We start from the raw sequence: 21,515 nt of genomic DNA on the forward strand, positions 1-21,515 counted from the left end.
AAATTCATTTGAACGCTAACAGAAGTGCTGCTTCGATCAAGGGGCTGTTGAAAGGATTTGACAGAATCCTCGATGCGATATTCTATTCGTATACAAACAAGTTTCTGACGCGCCGAGGAGACCATCTTTGGACTATTTGACACCAACTACCCTAAAAGATGCCCTGGAGGCATTGAGCGTGCGCGACATGAGCATCATTGCTGGCGGCACGGATTGGTATCCCGCACAAGGCGAGCGTCCTATCGAATGTGACATGCTTGATATCACGCGCATTGCGGGTTTGCGTGGTGTTGAAAAGACCCCAAAAGGCTGGCGCATTGCCGCTGCGAGCACATGGAGCGACGTCATCAACGCTGATCTACCGTCAGCGTTTGACGGTTTGAAAGCTGCCGCGCGCGAAGTTGGATCCGTACAAATTCAAAATGCGGGAACTTTGGTGGGCAATCTTTGCAATGCCTCACCTGCAGCAGACGGTGTACCCGCGTTGCTCACGCTTGATGCAGCTTTAGAAGTCAGCTCCTTACACGAAACCCGCGAGATACCACTTGCGGATTTTATTACCGGTGTCCGCCGTGTTTCGTTGAAGCAAGACGAGTTGGTTACGGCACTGGTAATCCCGAACGTATCCGAAACGCGCAAAAGTGCTTTTGCGAAACTTGGTGCGCGTAAATATCTTGTCATTTCCATCGCGATGGTCGCTGTGAGCTGCGAGGTGAAGGCAGGTGTATTGAGTGACTTGCGTATTGCAGTCGGATCCTGTTCCCCAGTTGCGACCCGCCTTTCTGAATTAGAACAGGCGTTGAATAACACTGCGCTGAACGAAGCAGAGGCGGTCATTGCAGACGCTGATATGAAAGAACTATCGCCGATAAACGACGTGCGTGGGTCTGGGGAATATCGCAAGGACATTGTCGGCTCTTTGATCTTGCGCGCATTGCAGGAGGCAGCTCATGGATAAGCGCAGCTCTTCAGAAACGATTGGTTTCACGCTGAATGGTGCGCCTGTGCAAAGTCATGCCGCAGGTCACGCGCGGCTAAGTGCAACGCTTCGCGAAGAGCTGGCCGCAAAAGAGGTGAAAGTGGGCTGCAATGCAGGGGATTGCGGGGCTTGCACAGTTTTGATCAACGGCGCGCCTGTCTGTGCTTGTTTGACCGCCACTGCACAAGCGAAAGGTCGTGATGTGCAAACCTTGCGCGGCATTGACCCTGCGATGCTTGCGCGATTGCAGGCCAGTTTCACCGCACATCAAGCGGCCCAATGTGGGATTTGCACACCGGGCATGATGATCAGCGCTACGGCTTTGCTAAACGACGTTCCGAAACCTAACGCAGAGCAAGTCCAAGATGCATTGGGCGGCGTTTTGTGCCGCTGCACGGGGTATCGCAAGATCATTGATGCCATTGTTGCGCTTGGTTCTGATAATCCCGAAACGCAGGCTAAGGGCGATGTTGGCGACGCAATCGCACGTCTAGACAGCACCGCGAAAGTGGATGGCACCGAACGCTTTGGCGATGACGTCGCTCCAGCGGGTGCTTTGGTTGCTCTTGTGATCCGCTCGCCTTTTGCGCATGCGGCGTTTGAGTTTGGCGACCTTAATCAGTTACGCGCGCGTGTCGGTATTGAAGCAGTCCTTACGGCGAAAGATATTCCTGGATCAAATCTCTTTGGCACAATTCCCGGATTCATTGATCAGCCTGTTTTTGCTGAAAAGGAAACCCGTTTCAAAGGCGAAGCCGTTGCGGCCTTGATCGGGGAAGCCGACGTGATTGCGGCATTTCGCGTGTTAGACTTCCCAGTCACATGGGGCGAACTTACGCCAGTGCAGGATGTCACAGAGGCGCAAAAGAGCGATGCGCCCCAGCTTCACACAGGATCTGAAAATAATGTCATGTGCGGCGGCTTTGTGGCGTGTGGTGATGTGGATGCGGGCCTTGCGCAGGCGGATGTTGTCCTTGAACGGCAGTTTGAAACATCCTTTGTGGAGCACGCATACATCGAACCTGAAGCAGGCTTTGCTGAAATGGTGGATGGGCGCGTTCATTTGCATGTGTGCACGCAAAGTCCTGTAATGAATCAAGAAGCGCTGGCAGGGATCCTCGCGCTCGATACAGAAGATATTCGCATTGTACCAACGGCTGTTGGTGGTGGTTTTGGCTCAAAACTGGATCTGACAGTGCACCCTTATGTGTGTCTTGGTGCGCTGGTGACAGGGCGCGCTGTGCGCATTGCCTATTCACGGGTCGAGAGCATGGCGACCTCAACCAAGCGCCATCCTGGTCGCATCACGGTAAAAGGTGGTGTGCGCAAGGATGGCACGATGACAGGTCTTCGGTTCGATGGGGATTTCAACACAGGTGCCTACGCCAGTTGGGGGCCGACGGTCGCCAATCGTGTGCCATTGCATGCGTCTGGTCCCTATCGCATTCCCAATTACCGCGCACAGGCCAAAGGGATCTATACCCATTGCCCGCCTGCCGGTGCATTTCGTGGTTTCGGAGTCCCGCAATCAGCCATTGCGCAAGAAACTCTGTTCGACGAATTGGCCGCTGAGATTGGCATGGACGGGTTAGAATTTCGTATCTTGAATGCGCTTGATAACGGGGTGCCGACGGTGTCGGGGCAAGTGTTTGAACAAGGCGTCGGCGTGAAGCCCTGCCTTGAGGCTTTGCGACCTGCTTGGCAAACTGGCCAGCAAGATTGCGCGACGTTCAACGAAAACAGCACACATCTCAAGCGGGGCGTTGGAATCGCGGCGGGGTGGTATGGGTGCGGCAACACATCAATGGCGAACCCCTCAACCATCAAATGCGGCTTGAAAGCAGATGGAACATTGGTGCTGCATCAAGGTGCGGTTGATATCGGGCAAGGGTCCAACACGGTCATTTCGCAAATATTTGCACAGGCTTTTGGGGTTTCTGTACATCAGGTCGCGCGCGTCGGAGCGGACACGGACGTTACGCCCGATGCGGGCAAGACCTCTGCCTCGCGCCAAACATTTGTAAGCGGCAACGCGGCAAAACTTTCGGGGGAAAGCCTGCGCCGCCAAGTGCTGACTTTGGTGAACGCTGCTGAAGATGCAGAGATAAGTCTTGGAAATGGCCAGATTGAGTTGAGCGGGGGACATCAGATTGATTTATCGCGCATGGACGTTGGTGAGGACGGCTATGTGCTGCGCGCAGTTGCGAGCTACGATCCGCCCACGAGCCCATTGGATGAAAACGGGCAGGGCGTCCCTTATGCGCAATTTGGCTATGCGGCGCATCTTGCGGTGGTTGAGGTGGACACGAAGCTTGGGACGATTAAGCCAATTCACTTTGTTGCAGCCCATGATGTTGGTCAAGCGATCAATCCGTTGCTCGTGGAAGGGCAGGTTCAAGGGGGCGTCGCGCAGGGTTTGGGGATGGCTTTGATGGAAGAGTTCATTCCGGGGCGCACGGACAATCTGCACGACTATTTGATCCCAACGATTGGGGATGTCCCTCCCATTGAAACGGTGATTGTTGAAGAGCCGGACGCACATGGTCCGTTTGGCGCGAAAGGCTTGGGGGAACACGCGTTAATCCCCACGGCTCCCGCGATCCTGAATGCCGTTCATAATGCGACAGGGGTACGTTTGCGTCATGTTCCTGCGTTACCACACCGCGTGCGCGCCGCTTTGAAGGAGTTCGGGTATGACTGAGACAACACGCGTTAAGCCCGAGAAAATTCGCTGCGATGCATGCCCTGTGATGTGCTTTATCGCCGAAGGAAAAGCAGGGGCTTGTGATCGCTATGCCAATCATTCCGGTGAATTGGTGCGACTTGATCCGTTGACGGTGATCGAACGTGGCGCGCCAGCGGTCGCGTTTCTGGATCAGGGGAATAACGCTCAGGACTGGAACGGTGACATTCTGCAAGGATCCCGGACATTCGTGACGGCCGTGGGTGCTGGCACAACATACCCCGATTACAAACCTGCGCCCTTTATTGTCTCTCAGGAGGTGGATGGCGCAGATATGGTGACAGTCGTGACCGAAGGGATTTATTCGTACTGCGGCGTGAAAGTGAAGATCGACACAGATCGTTTCATCGGTCACGAACGCGCAGTTGTGCGCGTGGGTGGCGAAGCGATTGGTCATGTGATGACGTCTGAGTATGGCTCAAAGATGCTCTCGCTTGGTGGGGTAGAACATCTAACTGGCGGCACCAAGTCTGAAGGCCGCGTGACCTGTGATGCTTTGATGAAGCTGTGCAATCGCGAAGCGGTGAGCATGCAAATAGACGATGGCGCAGAAGTTGTCGTGCAAGCGGGGCAAGCGCCGATCATCAATGGTGAGCGCGAGAAACTAATGCGCGTTGGTTGTGGCTCCGCGGCGATTGGGATGTTTGCAAAACAGTGGGAGCCACATGTGGATGAGGTCATCGTCGTAGATGATCACATCACCGGCGTTTTGACCGAGCATGAAGCAGGCAAGCAGCTTGATATGCGCCCGTCTGGAATTAAGATCCAAGGACGCCGGTCCACGCCAGGACGGTATTTCCAAGTGGCCGAACCGGGCACCGGATGGGGCGGCACTGATGTTGATGATCCGCTGACCATCCTTAAGCCTGCCGATCCGAAAAAAGCTTGGGCGGGTTTGCGGCTACTCATGGTGTCTACCACGGGTGAGCAATGGGCTTACTACGAGCTAGATGAAGAATTGATCCCGCAACCGGCTCAGATTTCAGAGGCTCTGCGCATAAGTGCAGATCGTATTGCCGAGAATTGTGAGCCGTCTTTGTGTTCTGTGCTCTTCATGGGCGGAGCTGGCGGATCTTTGCGGGCCGGTGTAACAGAAAACCCAGTGCGGCTCACGCGCTCAGTCAAAGACGCTTTGACCTACGTATCTTGCGGCGGCGCAGAGGCTTATGTTTGGCCCGGCGGTGGGATCACGGTGATGGTCGATGTCATGGAAATGCCAACTAACTCTTTCGGTTACGTGCCAACCCCCGCTTTGGTCGCCCCAATCGAGTTCACGCTGCGCCGCGAAGACTATAAAGCGCTGGGTGGTCACATGGAGCATATTCAAGATGCTGCCTCAGTGCTTACCCCTGAGGTACGAAAGGTAAAACCCGTGCGCTGTCAGCCCGATCCGCACCAAGCCCAGCGAAACAAAAGGGAAGGGCGCTGGTGATGCAGGTTCAGCGCGCCTTGCTGTCAGGTGACCGTTTGCATTTGCAGCATGGACCGATTGATCTGATCATCGGCGCAGATGGCACACGTACGCGTGCATTTGAAGCCGCAGAACTGCGACTGAGCACAGTTTTAGCAGAATTGATGGATGAGATTGATCTGTTGCAGCGGCACGATGGGCCCTCTCCCAAGGGCGCTATTGCTCGTAAGATGTGGCGCGCGGCGCAAGCGTATCAAGGTTTTGTCACGCCTATGGCCGCAGTGGCTGGTACCGTCGCCGAGGCAGTTTTGCAGGCCATGCGTAGCACCACTGATCTTCGCCGTGCCTATGTAAACAACGGTGGCGATATCGCATTGCACCTAAGTCATAACGCAACATTTGATATTGCGATTTCTGGTCTGGCGGGCGCGGATTTAGGCAAGATAACCTTAAACTCTGATAGCGAAGTTCGGGGCATTGCGACGAGCGGTCAAGGTGGGCGCAGCTTGTCCTTCGGGATCGCTGAAAGCGTGACGGTTCTGGCCAAGACGGCAAGCATGGCAGATGTCGCTGCAACGTTGATCGCAGGGGCCGTTGATGTGCCGGACCACCCTGCCATTCTACGTGCGCCCGCTAAGCAAATACGCGAGGGCAGTGATTTGGGAGCGCGCGAGGTGGTGACCCAAGTCGGTGATCTTGGTGCAAAGGATGTCTCAAGCGCGCTTGAATTTGGTGTTCAGCGGGCAAAGCAGATGCAACAACAGGGCCTCATTCAAGCGGCAAGCTTGCATTTGCGCGGCCAAAGTAGACAAATAGAAATGAATTTGGAAAAGGTGCTGGAACATGCCTGACGTCGTGGTGCGCAAGATCGCAACGGTTATCGAAGAAGTCTTTCATGAAGGCGGGCCACGCGCCAACGTGCCGCAAAAGCGGGGCGCTGTCATTGCGGTGATCGCAAACCCCTTTGCCGGCGCTTACGTCGAAGATATTCAGCCATTCATGGAAGATTTAAAGCCTTTGGGGCTCGAAATGGCGCAAAAGCTTATTGATGCGCTGGGCGGCGATGCGTCGATGATCGAAGGTTATGGAAAAGGTTCCATTGTGGGGACTGCAGGTGAGTTGGAACACGGTGCGCTTTGGCATGCCCCAGGTGGGTATGCGATGCGTGAGCTTTTGGGCGACGCGAAGGCGATTGTGCCCTCTACAAAGAAAGTGGGCGCTGCGGGCGTGCGCCTTGATGTGCCGATCACGCATATCAACGCGTCGTATGTGCGTGGACATTTCGATGCGATGGAAGTGGGTATGAACGATGCGCCGCGCGCAAGTGAATTGGCCTTTGTACTTGTGATGAGCACAGGAGCGCGTGTTCACGACCGTGCTGGCGGCTTGAGCGCCGCGGATATCAAAGGTGAGGATGGTCTACGATGACTGCTGACATTCGAAAAATCGCTGTTTGGGTTGAAGAAACGCATCAAGAAGCGGGACGAGCAATTTCGCCCGCTACGCGCAAAGCGGTCGCCGTTGCTGTTATCGCGAATCCGTTTGCGGGAAAATATGTTGAAGACCTGTCACCGTTAATGGAGATCGGGGCAGAGCTTGGCGAAACGCTCGGAAAACGATGTGTCGAAGCGTTGGGCATTTCACCAGAGCAAGCGGAAAGCTACGGCAAAGCTGCGATGGTTGGTGAGAATGGCGAGCTGGAACATGCGGCCGCTTTGCTTCATCCAAAGATGGGTGCACCTTTGCGCAAAGAAGTTGAAAAGGGCGCGGCCTTGGTGCCATCATCCAAAAAGATGGGTGGTCCCGGGCAGGATTTGGATGTGCCCCTTGGCCATAAAGACGCGGCCTATGTACGTTCCCATTTTGATGGCGTGGAGGTGCGTTTGAATGATGCGCCGCGTTCAAATGAAATTTTAGTCGCCATCGCAGTTACAGACAGTGGTCGGCCTTTGCCCCGCGTGGGTGGTTTGACGCATACGGATGCGGAAGGCAAAGACGGCCTACGTTAAGGCCATTTTCTGCGTTGAATCCGTTGACTAGAGCTTGTCGAGTAGCGCCAAAAGGCGTTCTGTCTCGCGTGTGCTAAGGTTTTTCGTGGTTTGCTCCGACACGACTTGCGCGCGATCAATGGCATCTTTGGTAAAACCCTTACCCTCTGGAGTCAAAGATATTTCTAACCTTCGTAAATCCGTTTTGGAGGCGGTGCTTTTGACCCACCCCTTGCTTCTCAAACGATCAACAACGCCTTTGGTCGTCGCAGCATCCATGCCAACGCGGCGACCAAGGTGGTTTTGCGACAAAGGGCCGTCCTCAAACAAGCGCGCGAGAATGGCGAACTGCGTCGGCGTTGCATCGGGCATGATTTCAGCGAAGAGCTCTAAGTGTTTCTGATTAGCCAAACGAAGCCGAAAACCAATCTGGTCTTCTAGCTTATACGCGCTTTTTGCCTCGCTCTGGTCCATCTGATGCCCTCATAGGTGTTTGCTAAGGATATGCGCGCATAATTTGTTTGACAACGAACAAGTTTTTGGTCCCAATTAACTCGTCTGCCAAGACTTAAAGGGAACACTCAATATGCCGTTTGTGCGCAATGCATGGTACGTGGCCGGTTGGTCCAAAGACTTTGGCGAAGAGCTGCGCGCGATTACTATTACAGAACAAAACATGGTTATGTTCCGTGCGTCTGATGGTCGTATCGTCGCGCTTGAGGATCGATGCCCGCATCGCCTTTTGCCGCTGTCGAAAGGCAAGCGGATCGGCGATACTGTGCAATGTGGCTATCACGGCATGACCTTTGGCATTGACGGCAAGTGCGTGCGCGTACCGGGGCAGGACAATCTTCCTGCGTCCGCATATGTGGATACTTTTCCGGTGTATGAAGCGCATGGCATCGTTTGGGTTTGGCCCGGTGAAGCGGCTTTGGCGGCGGATACGCCTGTTTTTGATATGCCCGAGTTCAGCGATCCGAACTGGCATGCGCATCATGGGGATGGGCTGCACCTTAAGGCTAATTATCTCAACGTGGCGGAGAACCTGGTTGATCCGGCGCATGTGAGTTTTGTGCATCCTACGACGCTTGGCAGTGCCGCGTCAGAAAACGTGCCTGTGCATGTGTCGACGTCTGGGGATCAGATCGTTGCGTGGCGTTGGATCAAGGATTCTGCGCCGGTTGGTTTTTTCCAGAACTTTGGTGATTTCACAGGCAATGTGGACCGCTGGCATTACTACTATCTGCACCTTCCCAGCACCGCTGTAATTGATTTCGGTAGTGCCGCGGTTGAAGCGAAGCTGGAAGAAGACGAGCGTGACAAAGGCGTTCGTATTTTCGCACTTCATTTCGTGACGCCTGTGACTGAAGATTACACAATCGATCATTGGATGCACCTGCGCAACACGGCGGTTGGCGATGAGGCTGCATCAGAAAACATGGACAAAATGTTCCGCATTGCCTTTGCCGAAGATAAAGAAGTGCTAGAGGCCATCCACATCGAAGAACAGCGCCCACAAAAGCGCAAGCCGATCAGAATTGCCATCGACAAGGGACCAAATGTGTATCGCAAAAGAATACGCGACCTTGTGGAGGCGGAGGCGACCGAAGATCTCGGTGCGCCGCTCCATCCGACCTTTGTACAGCACGATTGACGCTGTGAGAGTCGGGCCAACAGAAGAGGGAACGACATGAAAAGAAAGACATTTTTGAAAAGCCTTATGGGCGCAGCTGCGATTGCCGCAGTGGGTCTACCTGCATTTGCTCAAGAAACGATCAAGATTGGTGAGATCAATCACTACAAGCGCATGGCGGCTTTTGCTGGCCCTTATAAGCTCGGGATCGAGATGGCTTTGGAAGAAATCAATGCTGATGGTGGTGTGCTGGGCAAGCCGCTGGAATTCATTTTCCGTGATGACCAAGGCAAGCCAGGCGAAGCTGTGAAGATCGCGGAAGAATTGATGACACGCGACGGCGCGGTGATGCTGACAGGAACGATCTTGTCAAACGTGGGTTTGGCGATTAGTTCGCTCGCAGCGGAGAAGAAATACGTATACCTCGCCTCCGAACCCCTTGCTGACGCGATCACATGGTCCAAGGGCAACGACTATACTTTCCGTCTGCGTTCTTCCACGTACATGCAGGCTGCGATGCTTGCGGAAGAAGCCGCTAAAACCGATGCGATCCGCTATGCGACAATCGCGCCAAACTACGCTTATGGTAAAGATGCGGTTGCTGCTTTCAAGAAAGCGCTGACAAAGCTGAAGCCAGAAGTTGAGTTTGTGGCCGAGCAATGGCCAGCTTTGTTCAAGATTGACGCGGGCGCGGAAGCGCAGGCCCTCGAGCGTGCAAAACCTGACGCAATTTATAACGTTACCTTTGGCGGGGATCTTGCCAAGTTTGTGCGCGAAGGCGGCACCCGCGGTTTGTTTGAGGGGCGCAATGTATATGGTCTGCTGTCAGGTGAGCCAGAGTATATGGATCCGCTCGGTGACGAAGCACCAGAGGGTTGGGTTGTAACAGGCTATCCATGGTCTGAAATTACAGAAGGTCCGGGTAAAACCTTTGTGGATGCATATATGGCGAAATACGATGATCACCCTCGTATCGGGTCCTTGGTTGGCTATATGACTGCACAATCCATTGCTGCGGTTTTGGAAAAAGCAGGTACCACTGATAGCGAGGCAATTCGCGCGGCCTTTGCTGATTTGCCAGTCAGCACACCCGTTGGCGACATTACATTCCGCTCACAAGATCACCAAGCGACGATGGGCGCTTACGTGGGAACCATTGCTTTGAAAGACGGTAAAGGCACGTTGGTCGATTGGGTTTACAAAAATGGCGCGGATTACACGCTGTCAGACGAAGAAGTCATGAAGCTTCGCGGTTCTGGCAACTAAGCGTACGAATTTCGTTAGAAAATTCGAAACACGGTCCGCCAAACGTGGCGGGCCGTCCTAAACTTTCCTACCAAAGGTCATAACATGGGTTTCTTTATTGCGCAGATCCTCACGGGCCTCGCCAACGCGAGTGCGCTGTTTATGGTTGCCTCTGGCCTTTCGCTGATTTTCGGGGTTACGCGCATTGTAAACTTTGCCCATGGCTCTTTTTACATGCTCGGCGCGTATGTTGGCTATTCCTTCATGCAAGTTTTGCCGGGGGCGTGGGGGTTTTGGACCTCAATTCTGCTTGCGGGTCTTGTGGTTGGGCTTATCGGGATTGTCGTTGAAGTCCTTGTGCTGCGTCCCGTTTATAAAGCGCCTGAACTGTTTCAGCTTGTTGCAACCTTTGGTGTGATCCTCGTGATCCAAGACCTTGCGTTGTTGGTTTGGGGCGCTGATGACGTGCTTGGCCCGCGCGCGCCAGGGTTGAAAGGGATCATTCGGATCATGGGGGAACCTGTCCCGAAATATGACCTTGCACTTATCGCGTTGACGCCCTTCGTCGCTTTCGCGCTTTGGTGGCTAATCACGAAAACCCGCACTGGCATTCTTGTGCGTGCCGCAACACAAGACCGCGAGATGGTTGGCGCTTTAGGTGTCAATCAGGCTTGGCTTTTCACAGGTGTGTTCTTCCTTGGCTGCGCTCTTGCAGGTCTGGGTGGCGCGGTTCAGTTGCCAAAAGGTGGCGCAGATTTGTTGATGGATTTCAATATTCTGTCCGCGATCTTCGTTGTTGTTGTGATTGGCGGTATGGGCTCATTGCCCGGCGCTTATGTGGCGGCTGTGCTTATTTCTGTGCTCAACGTCTTTGGCGTGAATTATTTGCCGCAATCCACGCTTGCCTTGATGTTTGTTGTTATGGTCGTTGTACTGATTTTCCGACCCTTTGGACTATTCGGGCGCGAAGAGGTCGCCGGAGAGCATGGACAAGTCGGCGAACCAGAGCGCCCAATCAAACCCGCAGGACAAACGGCACGGATGATTGTGATGGCAGGGCTTTTGACACTCGCTGTGCTGCCTTTGGTGGGTGACAGTTTCTTGCAGGTTCTCATTACGGATATTGCAATTTTTTGTCTGTTTGCCGCGTCTTTACATTTTCTTCTAGGGCTTGGCGGTCTCGTATCATTTGGACATGCGGCCTATTTCGGGGGCGGCGCATATGCAGCGGCGCTGCTCGTTACATATGCGGGCACGCCTATGGAGCTTGCCCTTATCCTCGCCCCGATTGCTGCGGGTTTGACGGCAATCATTTTTGGTTGGGTCTGTTTGCGCTTAACCGGTGTCTACTTTGCCATGCTCACGCTCGCCTTTGCGCAGCTTCTTTGGTCACTGGTCTTTCAGTGGGGCGATTTCACGGGGGGCGACGATGGACTTGTGGACATTTGGCCATCTGAATGGGCCTCTGGCACAACTACGTTCTACTACCTTTCGTTGGTGCTGTGTATTGGTGGCATCATCATGCTGCGTCACACCGCGCATTCGCCTTTCGGGTATGCGCTTCGCGGCGCGAGGGACTCTGCTCGTCAGGCGGAAGCGACAGGAATTAACACCAAACATGTGCAATGGGTTGCCTTTGGCTTTGCGGGTGCGATGGCCGGAATTGCAGGTGGCTTATTTGTCTTCTCTAAAGGATCGATCTTTCCGAACGAGTTAGAGATAGCGCGCAGTTTCGATGCCTTGATCGTTGTCTTCCTCGGCGGCGTGAAAACCCTCGCGGGGGGCGTTGTTGGCGGGGCCGCTTTGGAGGGTGCAAAAGATTATATTACACGCTTTGAATACTGGCGTTTGTTGCTTGGTTTGTTGATCATTTTCGTCGTCATTGTGGCACCGGATGGCATCGCAGGAACTTTGCGCAAATGGGCCGAGAAAATCGGTTTGATGAAGCGGGAGGATCAAGCATGAGTGCGGTTCTCGAAGTGAATGGGCTTTCCAAAGCTTTTGGCGCGATCCAAGCCGTCGATAATGTAAGCTTTACCCTTCAAAAGGGTGAGTTACTCGCGCTCATTGGTCCAAACGGGGCTGGCAAGAGCACCTGTTTCAACATGCTTATGGGCCAGCTGAAGTCCTCTGGCGGCACTGTTAAGCTTGCAGGCAAAGACCTGAAAGGTTTGAAGCCGCGCCAAATCTGGCGACTTGGTGTCGGGCGCACGTTTCAGATAACTGGCACTTACGCATCAATGACCGTGATCGAAAACGTGCAGATGGCTTTGATCTCACATCACCGAAAGATCTATTCACTCTTACCGCGCGCGCATCAAATGTATCGCGACGAAGCGATGGCGCTGCTTGATCTTGTGGGGATGGGAAATCAGTCGGAACGGCACTGTGCAGTGCTGGCATATGGCGACTTGAAGCGCCTCGAACTTGCAATCGCTCTGGCGCATGAACCGACGCTTTTGTTGATGGATGAGCCGACAGCTGGGATGGCTCCCGCAGAACGCATTGCATTGATGCAACTCACGGCCGATATCGTGGAAAGCCGTGGGGTGAGCGTACTCTTTACCGAACATGACATGGACGTTGTTTTCGCCCATGCGCATCGCGTGATGGTGCTCAATCGTGGTCAGCTGATCGCGAATGGGTCCGTTGATGAGATCCGAAATGATGCGCGCGTGCGTGAGGTTTATCTTGGCGGTGGCACATTGTTCAAGCACGACGGGGAGAGCGCCAATGCTTGAGATAAAAGGCATCAACAGCTTTTATGGTAAGGCGCATGTCCTCAATGATCTGAGCTTTGATGTGGCACGGGGGCAGGTGGTGGCGCTGCTCGGGCGCAATGGTGCGGGCAAGACGACGACCATGAAATCGGTGATGCAACTTGTTGTTCCGCAAACAGGCTCGGTCACGTTTCAAGACACAGACATCACGCGCACGCAGCCCCATAAAGTCGCAAAAATGGGTCTTGGTTATGTGCCAGAGGAAAGGCGGATCTTTACGGATCTAACTGTGATGGAAAACCTTGAAGTAGGCCGACAGCCAGCGCGCGAGGGCACGGTCAAATGGTCTGAGGATATGCTGTTTGATATGTTCCCGAACCTTGCAGAGCGGCGCACGAATAGGGGCAAAGAGTTGTCCGGTGGCGAGCAACAAATGCTCACGATTGCGCGAACTTTGATGGGCAATCCAAGTCTCATTCTGCTGGATGAACCCTCGGAGGGAATCGCGCCTGTGATTGTTGAGGAAATGGCGCGGGTCATTTTACGTCTAAAGAAAGACGGGCTGACGGTACTTTTGTCAGAGCAGAACTTGCATTTCGCGCAGGCGGTTGCCGATCGTGTTGTGATCATCGAAAGCGGCACGGCGAAGTATCAAGGTACGCTTGCGGAACTGAACGCTCAGCCGGAAATCCGTGATACGTATTTGTCAGTATAGCGAGCAATCAGCGGATTTCAGCCGCGTGTTCACGAAATCTCGAGCAGACCTTTAAGACGCGCTGGAAGTGCCCATTTGAATACCAGAGACGCCAAAATTGGAACCTTTAGCGTCCCTCGACTGTCCCTCGTTCCATACCTTGCGCCCCGGGTGTCCCTCCCGCGGGCGCATTTTTCTTTTGAACTTTCTGAAAAAACTAGCGTGAATACGCCTATGAGCTATTCTGATTCACATTTGCGCGACATACTGAAGCGCACCAAGGTCATTGCGGTTGTTGGTGTTTCGACCAATCCAGTGCGCCCGAGCTATTACGTTGCACGCTACCTTGATTTGAAGGGATACACCGTGATCCCTGTAAATCCAGTCTATGCGGGGCAAAAGCTATTCGGCCAAACTATTCGGGCAGATTTAAACGAGGTCAGTGAACCCGTTGATATGGTGGACATTTTTCGCCGTTCCGAGCATGTGCCAGAGGTCTTGGATGAAGCCCTGGCGCATCTTCCTAAGCTTAAAACGCTTTGGATGCAGATTGGGGTTGAGCATGCACAAGCCACCGTCAAAGCAGAAGGTGCAGGTTTAAATGTGATCCAGAACCGCTGTCCTAAAATCGAATATCAGCGATTGTTTGGAGAGTTGCGCATGGGCGGTTTTGCCACTGGTGTGATTTCTTCAAAGCTCTAAGTCCCACGTAAGTCAGCGAATAAGCGCGTAAATTCCCGATATTTGGAGAATTGATCGTTTTTGAACGCTGCGCTTCATTGAACATCACTGCGATGTGTCTATTTTAGTTTCAACGGCGACGTGCTAGGGCTCGCGCCAAAGATATATCAAGGAGAGTGTCGTTGGGTAACGCACGAAATATCGCCTTTTGGGTCGTTCTGTTCCTGTTGATCCTGGCATTGTTTAACCTGTTTAGTGGCAACAACGCCAATTTGCAGAGCAGAGAGATCAGCTATTCTGAGTTTGTCTCCAATGTGAACGGTGGCAATGTCACTAACGTAACGCTCGATGGAGAGCGTATTCGGTTCCGTGGATCAGACGGCAGTGACTATGTAACGATTAAGCCAGCGGACGCGAACGTGTCTGAGTTCTTGATCGAGCAGAACGTCGCAGTTCGCGCAGAGCAGCAAGAGCAATCTGGTTTCCAGACATTTATTCTATCGCTTCTTCCATTCCTTCTGTTGATCGGTGTGTGGGTCTACTTCATGAACCGTATGCAGGGCGGCGGCAAAGGTGGGGCAATGGGTTTTGGCAAGTCCAAAGCTAAAATGCTCACCCAAAAAGAAGGTCGTGTCACGTTTGACGATGTTGCTGGTATTGATGAAGCCAAGGAAGAGCTTGAGGAAATTGTTGAGTTCTTGCGCAACCCGCAGAAATTCTCGCGCCTGGGCGGCAAGATCCCTAAGGGTGCTTTGCTTGTCGGTCCTCCTGGTACTGGTAAAACCTTGCTGGCGCGTGCGATTGCGGGCGAAGCAGGTGTGCCGTTCTTCACCATCTCTGGTTCCGACTTCGTTGAGATGTTCGTCGGTGTAGGTGCATCCCGCGTTCGCGACATGTTTGAGCAGGCGAAAAAGAACGCGCCGTGCATTGTGTTTATCGACGAAATCGACGCGGTCGGTCGCCACCGGGGCGCAGGCTACGGCGGTGGTAACGACGAGCGTGAGCAAACGCTGAACCAGCTTCTTGTTGAGATGGACGGCTTTGAAGCAAATGAAGGCGTGATTATTATCGCTGCGACAAACCGTCGTGACGTACTCGACCCAGCCTTGTTGCGTCCTGGTCGCTTTGATCGTCAGGTCACTGTGCCTAACCCGGACATCAAAGGTCGCGAGAAAATTCTTAACGTGCATGCGCGTAAAACACCGCTTGGCCCAGATGCTGACATGCGCATCATAGCGCGCGGTACGCCTGGTTTCTCGGGTGCTGATCTGGCCAACCTTGTCAATGAAGCAGCGCTTATGGCGGCCCGTGTCGGGCGACGTTTCGTGACGATGGAAGACTTCGAGAGCGCGAAAGACAAGGTTATGATGGGCGCCGAACGTCGATCTATGGTGCTGACGCAGGATCAAAAAGAGAAGACGGCGTATCACGAAGCGGGTCACGCGGTCGTAGGGCTAGAGCTGCCGCAATGTGATCCGGTCTATAAGGCGACGATCATTCCACGTGGTGGTGCTTTGGGCATGGTTGTGTCCTTGCCAGAAATCGACCGTTTGAATTGGCATCGTTCTGAATGTGAAGAGAAGATGGCGATGACGATGGCTGGTAAAGCTGCGGAGATCATCAAATACGGTGAAGACAATGTCTCCAACGGTCCTGCAGGTGATATCCAGCAAGCCTCGGGCTTAGCGCGTGCAATGGTTTTGCGCTGGGGTATGTCTGACAAAGTCGGCAATATCGATTATGAGCAGGCCCACGAAGGATACAACGGCAATGGCGCGGGTGGTTTTTCAATCTCTGCGGCGACGAAAGAGCTGATTGAATCCGAAGTGAAGCGCATGATCGATGATGCTTACACGACTGCTCACCGGATCCTCACTGAAAAGAACGAAGAGTGGGAGCGTCTTGCGCAGGGTTTGCTTGAGTATGAAACGCTAACGGGTGATGAAATCAAACGGGTGATGAACGGCGAAGCGCCGAACTCAGGCTCGGATGAGGACGACACACCGGATCAGGGCAGCGCGCCAAGCGTTACGGCCATCCCCAAGACCAAGCCGCGGGCAAAGCCCACGGGTGGCATGGAACCTGAACCAACAGCATAAGACAAATAACCCCGGCCACGCGCCGGGGTTTTTCATTCCAGACTGTGATATTTGAAATGACAGCTTTTGGATTGTACGCAACAGGTTGCTGCGGCAGTGTCAGCGCAAGAAAAATGAATAGGTGACACATGCCAGCACTCAAACCGACAGATTATTATGCGACAGTCAAATGGCTCGGCTCTGTCAAAGACAGCGAAACGGATTTGACGTCGACGCCAACCGTCGAAATGCCTCTCACCTTCGCGGGTTTTGAAGCTGAGTTTCACGCAGGTCTCACGCGCCCATCTTGCTCCCGCGTTAAGCAGCAATATCCGCGCTTTACCGAGATCAAGAACGCGCGCCAGCTTTCTATCGTGTCGCAAGAAGAATTGGACCTGATCGCTGCTGAGATGGGGCTTGCGCAGCTCGCTCCGCAGTTGGTCGGTGCATCTTTAGTGATTGAAGGCATCCCAGATTGGAGCCATGTTCCGCCATCCTCGCGCTTGGTCGCCGCGGATGGTCCGGGGCTTGTTATTGATATGGAAAACCGACCTTGCCATTTGCCCGCGCCCTTCATCGAGGCGGAGAACCCCGGCAAGGGCAAGGCGTTCAAAGCGGCTGCCAAAGGCCGTCGCGGCGTTACTGCAAGTGTTGAACGTGTTGGAACATTAAGCCTGGGCATGACATTGCGTTTGCATATCCCTGATCAGCCGGTCTGGTCTGAACTGTCCTAAACGCACTAGAACCCAAGACCGTTTTTCCGACAAATCGTGTCTTAAATCAGCGATTGTATGCGACTGTATGGCGTAGGAAGGAGTCATTGGATTCGGTGCATTTAGCGCCACTTTGGAGGGATCGCAGATGGCGCTTGATGATCGCAAAGGCGTTTGGAAATCTGGCAAAGGTAAGGGCCGTCATACGCCCAAGGGTCGCCAGCTAGAGGATCAAGCATGGGATGAAGTGCGTGCCTTGCTGGGCGATCGTCCACGTCGCTCTGATCTGTTGATAGAATTCCTGCATTTGATCCAAGATGCTTTTGGGCATTTGAGTGCTGCACACCTGCGCGCCTTGGCTGAAGAATTGCGCCTGTCCATGGCTGAAGTTTACGAGGTTGCGACGTTCTACGCACATTTCGATGTGGTGAAAGAAGGTGAGACACCGCCGCCTGCTTTGACCATTCGCGTGTGTGATTCATTGTCATGCGAACTTGCAGGTGCACAAGCTTTGAAATCTGCGCTCGAAGGCGGATTGGATGCTTCAGAAGTGCGCGTATTGCGTGCGCCGTGCATGGGCCGCTGCGATACCGCGCCTGTGCTTGAGCTGGGCCACCACCACATTGATCACGCGACGCCTGAAAAGGTGAACGCTGCGATTTCTGCAAATCACACACACGCGGATATTCCGGATTATGAGGATTTCGCGGCCTATGAGGCGGCGGGCGGCTACGCGTCTTTGAAAGAGCTGCGCGCGAATGGCGATTGGGAGCAGGTTCAGGAAAATGTACTCAGCGCAGGTCTTCGCGGACTTGGTGGTGCGGGGTTCCCTTCTGGCAAAAAGTGGGGCTTTGTGCGCGCCAATGAAGGTGCGCGTTATTTGGCCGTCAATGGGGATGAGGGCGAACCCGGCACATTCAAAGACCGCTACTTCTTAGAGCGCACACCACATTTGTTTCTTGAAGGCATGTTGATAGCCGCTTGGGCGGTCGAGGCGGAAACCTGCTTTATCTACATGCGCGATGAATATCCTGCTGTCCTGCACATTTTGGCCGAAGAAATCAAAGCGCTTGAAGAGGCTGGCCTTGTCGAAAAAGGCTACATTGATCTGCGTCGCGGCGCGGGGGCATATATCTGCGGCGAAGAAAGCGCGATGATCGAAAGCATCGAGGGTAAACGCGGTTTGCCCCGTCACCGCCCACCTTTCGTGGCGCAGGTTGGTATTTTCGACAAGCCAACACTGGTGCATAACGTAGAAACATTGCTTTGGGTTACGCGTATTGTGCGCGAGGGTCCTGAGGTTCTGTCCTCTACAGAAAAGAATGGCCGCAAAGGTCTGCGCTCATATTCTATCTCTGGCCGTGTTAATAATCCCGGTGTGCATCTGCTCCCCGCAGGTTCCACAATCATGGACTTGATCGAGGCTGCCGGTGGCATGCTTGAGGGTCACACGTTCAAAGCCTATCAACCGGGCGGCCCCTCTGCGGGTCTGCTGCCCGCATCTATCAACGACGTGCCAATGGATTTCGACACGCTGCAACCGCTTGGTACGTTCATTGGTTCCGCTGCCGTTGTGATCCTGTCAGATCAAGACAGCGCCCGTGGTGCAGCCCTAAACATGCTCCGCTTTTTCGAGGATGAAAGCTGCGGTCAATGCACACCATGCCGTGTTGGTTGCGAGAAGGCGGTCAAGCTGATGCAGGCCGATAAATGGGATCAACCGCTGCTCGAAGAACTCTGCACGGCGATGGGCGATGCGTCGATTTGTGGTTTGGGACAAGCAGCGCCGAACCCCATTCGGATGACGATGAAACATTTTGCGGATGAGGTGTAACTGATGTCTGATCAAGTAACATTCACGCTCGACGGTGAGCAAGTCACAGCGGACGCGGGGCTTACCATCTGGGAAGTCGCAAACGGGCGTGGCCTTGTCATCCCGCACCTCTGCCACAAACCCCAGCCTGGTTATCGCCCCGATGGCAATTGCCGTGCCTGTATGGTTGAGGTCGAGGGCGAGCGTACTTTGATTGCTTCGTGTATTCGCGAAGCGAGCGAGGGCATGGTTGTCACCACCAATTCGAACCGCGCAACAAGTGCGCGCAAGATGGTTGTCGAGATGCTTTTGGCGGACCAGCCAGAGCGTGATGTTGCCCATGATAAATCCGCGCATCTTTGGGATATGGCAGAGGCGAATGGCATTGATGCCTCGCGGTTCCCTAAACTCGAAGACGGTCACATTCCGCTGCTTGATGATAGTCATGTTGCGATGTCCGTGAACCTTGATGCTTGTATCCAATGTGGTCTTTGCGTGCGCGCGTGTCGCGAAGTGCAAGTCAACGATGTGATTGGCATGTCCGGTCGTGGACAGAACGCTTATCCAACCTTCGATCTTGCCGATCCGATGGGGGACAGCACTTGCGTGGCCTGCGGTGAATGTGTGCAGGCCTGCCCAACGGGCGCTCTGATGCCGTCCACCGTGGTTGACGAAAACCAAGTTGGCGATCGCGCTGATTTCGACACCGAAACCGAAAGTGTGTGCCCATTTTGCGGTGTCGGCTGCAAGGTTTCGCTCAAGGTCAAAGATAACAAAGTTAAGTATGTTGAGGGCATCAATGGCCCTGCGAACGAGGGTCGTCTGTGCGTTAAGGGTCGTTTTGGCTTTGACTACATCCATCACGAGCACCGCCTGACCAAACCGCTGATCCGCCGCGATGATGCGCCTGCGAAGGGGCTAAACGTCGATCCGGGCGATGTGCTGACGCACTTCCGCGAAGCGAGTTGGGAAGAGGCGATGGCACATGCCGCTGGTGGCCTCGCCAAGCTTCGCCAAGCGCATGGCGGTCAGTCGGTTGCAGGCTTTGGTAGCGCCAAATGCACTAACGAAGAGGCGTATTTGTTCCAGAAGCTGATCCGCCAAGGCTTTCAGCATAACAATGTCGATCACTGCACGCGTTTGTGCCATGCATCCTCCGTTGCGGCGCTGATTGAAAACGTCGGATCTGGCGCAGTGACGGCGACGTTCAATGAGATTGAAAACTCCGATGTGGCTATCGTCATTGGTGCGAACCCTGTGGAAAACCACCCAGTTGCGGCGACCTATTTCAAGCAGTTCACCAAACGCGGCGGCAAGCTGATTGTGATGGATCCGCGCAGGCAGGGGCTTAAGCGACACGCAAGTCATATGCTGCAATTCCGCCCCGGCGCAGATGTGAGCATGCTCAACGCGATCATGCATGTGATCGTTGAAGAAGGGCTCTACGATCAACAGTATATCGACGCTTACACCGAAAATTGGGAAGCTGAGAAGGAGCACCTTAAGGCCTTCACACCCGAAGCGATGGAACCGATTTGTGGCATTGCGCCCGATGTGATCCGCGATGTTGCGCGCACCTTTGCGGGTGCCAAGGCGGGCATGATCTTCTGGGGTATGGGTGTCAGCCAGCATATCCACGGCACGGATAACTCGCGTTGCTTGATCTCGCTTGCGCTGATGACCGGACAAGTGGGTCGTAAGGGCGCTGGCCTGCATCCGCTGCGCGGTCAGAACAACGTGCAGGGGGCGTCTGATGCAGGTCTCGTGCCGATGTTTGTGCCTGATTATCGCTCTGTCGAGGATGATGCAGTGCGTGAGGATATCTTTGGCGTCTGGGGCCGTGATGAGGATTGGTCGAACAAACGTGGTTTGACGGTTACGGAAATTGTGGATCAGGCTTATGCGGGCAACATCAAGGGGATGTATATTCAGGGCGAAAACCCAGCCATGTCTGACCCTGATGTGGAGCACGCGCGCGACGCGTTTGCGAAACTGGAGCACCTGGTCGTGCAGGACATCTTCCTCACCGAGACCGCCTGTTTCGCGGATGTGATACTGCCTGCCTCAGCGCTTTATGAAAAGAACGGTACCGTTTCCAACACCAATCGCCAAGTTCAGCGCGTGCGCCCTGCGGTGACGCCACCCGGTCAAGCACGTGAAGACTGGGCAATCACTGTGGAGCTTGCGCAGCGTTTGGGTCTCGATTGGGACTACACTGACGCAAGCCAAGTCTTTGCAGAAATGAAGCAAGTGATGAAATCGCTCGACAACATCACGTGGGACCGTCTTAAGACAGAAACTGTGACGTATCCGTCCCTTAGCCCGACGGACCCTGGTCAGGCTGTTGTGTTCGGCGATGGCTTCCCGCGTGCGGATGGGCGTGCGCGCTTTACGCCTGCGGCTGTGATTGCTCCGGACGAAGCGCCGGATACGGAATACCCGATGATTATGACCACGGGGCGTCAACTGGAACATTGGCACACAGGGTCAATGACCCGCCGTGCTATGGTTCTGGACGCGGTCGAGCCTGAGGCGAACTGCTCGCTCCATCCCAAAACGCTGCGCGCTTTGGGCGTTGAGCCGGGAGGCATGGTGCGCCTGACAACGCGCCGTGGCTCTATCGATATCATGGCGCGCGCAGATCGCGCGGTTTCTGAGGATATGGTGTTCGTGCCATTCGCGTACGTTGAAGCAGCGGCCAATGTGCTAACCAATCCAGCCATCGATCCATACGGGAAAATCCCCGAATTCAAATTCTCGGCGGTGCGCGTCGAGGCCGTTCAAACAATCGCTGCGGAATAAGCAGCCCCAATTTTC

General features: G+C 54.1%; 17 protein-coding genes. 16 read left to right on the top strand and 1 reads right to left on the bottom strand.

The features are described from left to right. The first annotated feature begins 127 nt into the window (after window positions 1-127). From ACTG3Z_RS02140 to ACTG3Z_RS02165, 6 genes are read left to right on the top strand one after another with little or no spacing between them, the layout of a single operon-like run. Window positions 128-958 (top strand): FAD binding domain-containing protein, encoded by an 831-nt coding sequence (locus ACTG3Z_RS02140; protein ID WP_439140997.1) that lies wholly within the window; start codon window positions 128-130, stop codon window positions 956-958. Further along, window positions 951-3,680, top strand: coding sequence for a molybdopterin-dependent oxidoreductase (locus ACTG3Z_RS02145; protein WP_439140998.1), 2,730 nt, complete (start codon window positions 951-953; stop codon window positions 3,678-3,680). Before ACTG3Z_RS02140 ends, ACTG3Z_RS02145 begins: the two co-directional genes overlap by 8 nt. Further along, on the top strand, window positions 3,673-5,154 hold the full coding sequence (locus tag ACTG3Z_RS02150) for a 6-hydroxynicotinate reductase (protein ID WP_439140999.1): 1,482 nt from the start codon (window positions 3,673-3,675) through the stop codon (window positions 5,152-5,154). The genes ACTG3Z_RS02145 and ACTG3Z_RS02150 overlap by 8 nt, the downstream gene beginning before the upstream one ends. Beyond that, window positions 5,154-5,984 (top strand): UPF0280 family protein, encoded by an 831-nt coding sequence (locus ACTG3Z_RS02155; protein WP_439141000.1) that lies wholly within the window; start codon window positions 5,154-5,156, stop codon window positions 5,982-5,984. Before ACTG3Z_RS02150 ends, ACTG3Z_RS02155 begins: the two co-directional genes overlap by 1 nt. After that, window positions 5,977-6,561: an amino acid synthesis family protein gene (locus ACTG3Z_RS02160; protein WP_439141001.1), complete on the top strand. Its 585-nt coding sequence runs from the start codon at window positions 5,977-5,979 to the stop codon at window positions 6,559-6,561. Before ACTG3Z_RS02155 ends, ACTG3Z_RS02160 begins: the two co-directional genes overlap by 8 nt. Continuing rightward, window positions 6,558-7,142, top strand: coding sequence for an amino acid synthesis family protein (locus ACTG3Z_RS02165; protein WP_439141002.1), 585 nt, complete (start codon window positions 6,558-6,560; stop codon window positions 7,140-7,142). The genes ACTG3Z_RS02160 and ACTG3Z_RS02165 overlap by 4 nt, the downstream gene beginning before the upstream one ends. Before the next feature lie 27 nt (window positions 7,143-7,169). Here ACTG3Z_RS02165 and ACTG3Z_RS02170 read toward each other — a convergent pair whose 3' ends face one another. Then, a complete protein-coding gene (locus ACTG3Z_RS02170; RefSeq protein WP_439141003.1) occupies window positions 7,170-7,595 on the bottom strand; it encodes a MarR family winged helix-turn-helix transcriptional regulator in 426 nt (141 codons plus the stop codon). A 112-nt stretch (window positions 7,596-7,707) separates the two neighbouring features. Here ACTG3Z_RS02170 and ACTG3Z_RS02175 point away from each other — a divergent pair, with 112 nt between their 5' ends. The 10 genes from ACTG3Z_RS02175 (at window position 7,708) to fdhF (ending at window position 21,500) form a co-directional block, all read left to right on the top strand. Then, complete coding sequence (locus ACTG3Z_RS02175; RefSeq protein ID WP_439141004.1) at window positions 7,708-8,775, top strand: aromatic ring-hydroxylating dioxygenase subunit alpha; 1,068 nt, start codon at window positions 7,708-7,710, stop codon at window positions 8,773-8,775. Window positions 8,776-8,811: 36 nt separating this feature from the next. Continuing rightward, on the top strand, window positions 8,812-10,020 hold the full coding sequence (locus ACTG3Z_RS02180) for an ABC transporter substrate-binding protein (protein ID WP_439141005.1): 1,209 nt from the start codon (window positions 8,812-8,814) through the stop codon (window positions 10,018-10,020). An 84-nt stretch (window positions 10,021-10,104) separates the two neighbouring features. Further along, window positions 10,105-11,964, top strand: coding sequence for an ABC transporter permease (locus ACTG3Z_RS02185; protein ID WP_439141006.1), 1,860 nt, complete (start codon window positions 10,105-10,107; stop codon window positions 11,962-11,964). Beyond that, window positions 11,961-12,740, top strand: a complete 780-nt coding sequence (locus ACTG3Z_RS02190) for an ABC transporter ATP-binding protein (protein WP_439141007.1) — start codon at window positions 11,961-11,963, stop codon at window positions 12,738-12,740. Before ACTG3Z_RS02185 ends, ACTG3Z_RS02190 begins: the two co-directional genes overlap by 4 nt. Beyond that, entirely contained in the window at window positions 12,733-13,434 is a 702-nt protein-coding gene (locus ACTG3Z_RS02195) for an ABC transporter ATP-binding protein (protein WP_439141008.1), read from the top strand. The genes ACTG3Z_RS02190 and ACTG3Z_RS02195 overlap by 8 nt, the downstream gene beginning before the upstream one ends. A gap of 213 nt (window positions 13,435-13,647) precedes the next feature. Further along, the gene (locus ACTG3Z_RS02200; RefSeq protein ID WP_439141009.1) at window positions 13,648-14,115 is read left to right on the top strand and encodes a CoA-binding protein; all 468 of its coding nucleotides are present in this window, start codon (window positions 13,648-13,650) and stop codon (window positions 14,113-14,115) included. 161 nt (window positions 14,116-14,276) lie between these two features. Continuing rightward, entirely contained in the window at window positions 14,277-16,193 is a 1,917-nt protein-coding gene (gene ftsH / locus ACTG3Z_RS02205) for an ATP-dependent zinc metalloprotease FtsH (RefSeq protein WP_439141010.1), read from the top strand. Between the two features lie 128 nt (window positions 16,194-16,321). Next, window positions 16,322-16,906 carry an MOSC domain-containing protein gene (locus tag ACTG3Z_RS02210; RefSeq protein ID WP_439141011.1) on the top strand — a complete coding sequence of 195 codons (585 nt, stop codon included), beginning with the start codon at window positions 16,322-16,324 and terminating at the stop codon, window positions 16,904-16,906. A 127-nt stretch (window positions 16,907-17,033) separates the two neighbouring features. Next, on the top strand, window positions 17,034-18,719 hold the full coding sequence (locus tag ACTG3Z_RS02215; RefSeq protein WP_439141012.1) for an NAD(P)H-dependent oxidoreductase subunit E: 1,686 nt from the start codon (window positions 17,034-17,036) through the stop codon (window positions 18,717-18,719). Window positions 18,720-18,722: 3 nt separating this feature from the next. Then, window positions 18,723-21,500, top strand: coding sequence for a formate dehydrogenase subunit alpha (fdhF, locus tag ACTG3Z_RS02220; protein WP_439141013.1), 2,778 nt, complete (start codon window positions 18,723-18,725; stop codon window positions 21,498-21,500). Window positions 21,501-21,515: the final 15 nt, after the last annotated feature.

Origin of the sequence: Planktotalea sp. (assembly GCF_965659345.1) — a bacterium.
Classification (GTDB): domain Bacteria; phylum Pseudomonadota; class Alphaproteobacteria; order Rhodobacterales; family Rhodobacteraceae; genus Planktotalea.

What these genes read in the sequence shown, in the direction of transcription:
- ACTG3Z_RS02145 (WP_439140998.1), top strand. Translation starts at nt 951, where the DNA reads ATGGATAAGCGCAGCTCTTCAGAAACGATTGGTTTCACGCTGAATGGT.
- ACTG3Z_RS02150 (WP_439140999.1), top strand. Translation starts at nt 3,673, where the DNA reads ATGACTGAGACAACACGCGTTAAGCCCGAGAAAATTCGCTGCGATGCA.
- ACTG3Z_RS02155 (WP_439141000.1), top strand. Translation starts at nt 5,154, where the DNA reads ATGCAGGTTCAGCGCGCCTTGCTGTCAGGTGACCGTTTGCATTTGCAG.
- ACTG3Z_RS02160 (WP_439141001.1), top strand. Translation starts at nt 5,977, where the DNA reads ATGCCTGACGTCGTGGTGCGCAAGATCGCAACGGTTATCGAAGAAGTC.
- ACTG3Z_RS02165 (WP_439141002.1), top strand. Translation starts at nt 6,558, where the DNA reads ATGACTGCTGACATTCGAAAAATCGCTGTTTGGGTTGAAGAAACGCAT.
- ACTG3Z_RS02170 (WP_439141003.1), bottom strand. Translation starts at nt 7,595, where the DNA reads ATGGACCAGAGCGAGGCAAAAAGCGCGTATAAGCTAGAAGACCAGATT.
- ACTG3Z_RS02175 (WP_439141004.1), top strand. Translation starts at nt 7,708, where the DNA reads ATGCCGTTTGTGCGCAATGCATGGTACGTGGCCGGTTGGTCCAAAGAC.
- ACTG3Z_RS02180 (WP_439141005.1), top strand. Translation starts at nt 8,812, where the DNA reads ATGAAAAGAAAGACATTTTTGAAAAGCCTTATGGGCGCAGCTGCGATT.
- ACTG3Z_RS02185 (WP_439141006.1), top strand. Translation starts at nt 10,105, where the DNA reads ATGGGTTTCTTTATTGCGCAGATCCTCACGGGCCTCGCCAACGCGAGT.
- ACTG3Z_RS02190 (WP_439141007.1), top strand. Translation starts at nt 11,961, where the DNA reads ATGAGTGCGGTTCTCGAAGTGAATGGGCTTTCCAAAGCTTTTGGCGCG.
- ACTG3Z_RS02195 (WP_439141008.1), top strand. Translation starts at nt 12,733, where the DNA reads ATGCTTGAGATAAAAGGCATCAACAGCTTTTATGGTAAGGCGCATGTC.
- ACTG3Z_RS02200 (WP_439141009.1), top strand. Translation starts at nt 13,648, where the DNA reads ATGAGCTATTCTGATTCACATTTGCGCGACATACTGAAGCGCACCAAG.
- ACTG3Z_RS02210 (WP_439141011.1), top strand. Translation starts at nt 16,322, where the DNA reads ATGCCAGCACTCAAACCGACAGATTATTATGCGACAGTCAAATGGCTC.
- ACTG3Z_RS02215 (WP_439141012.1), top strand. Translation starts at nt 17,034, where the DNA reads ATGGCGCTTGATGATCGCAAAGGCGTTTGGAAATCTGGCAAAGGTAAG.
- fdhF (WP_439141013.1), top strand. Translation starts at nt 18,723, where the DNA reads ATGTCTGATCAAGTAACATTCACGCTCGACGGTGAGCAAGTCACAGCG.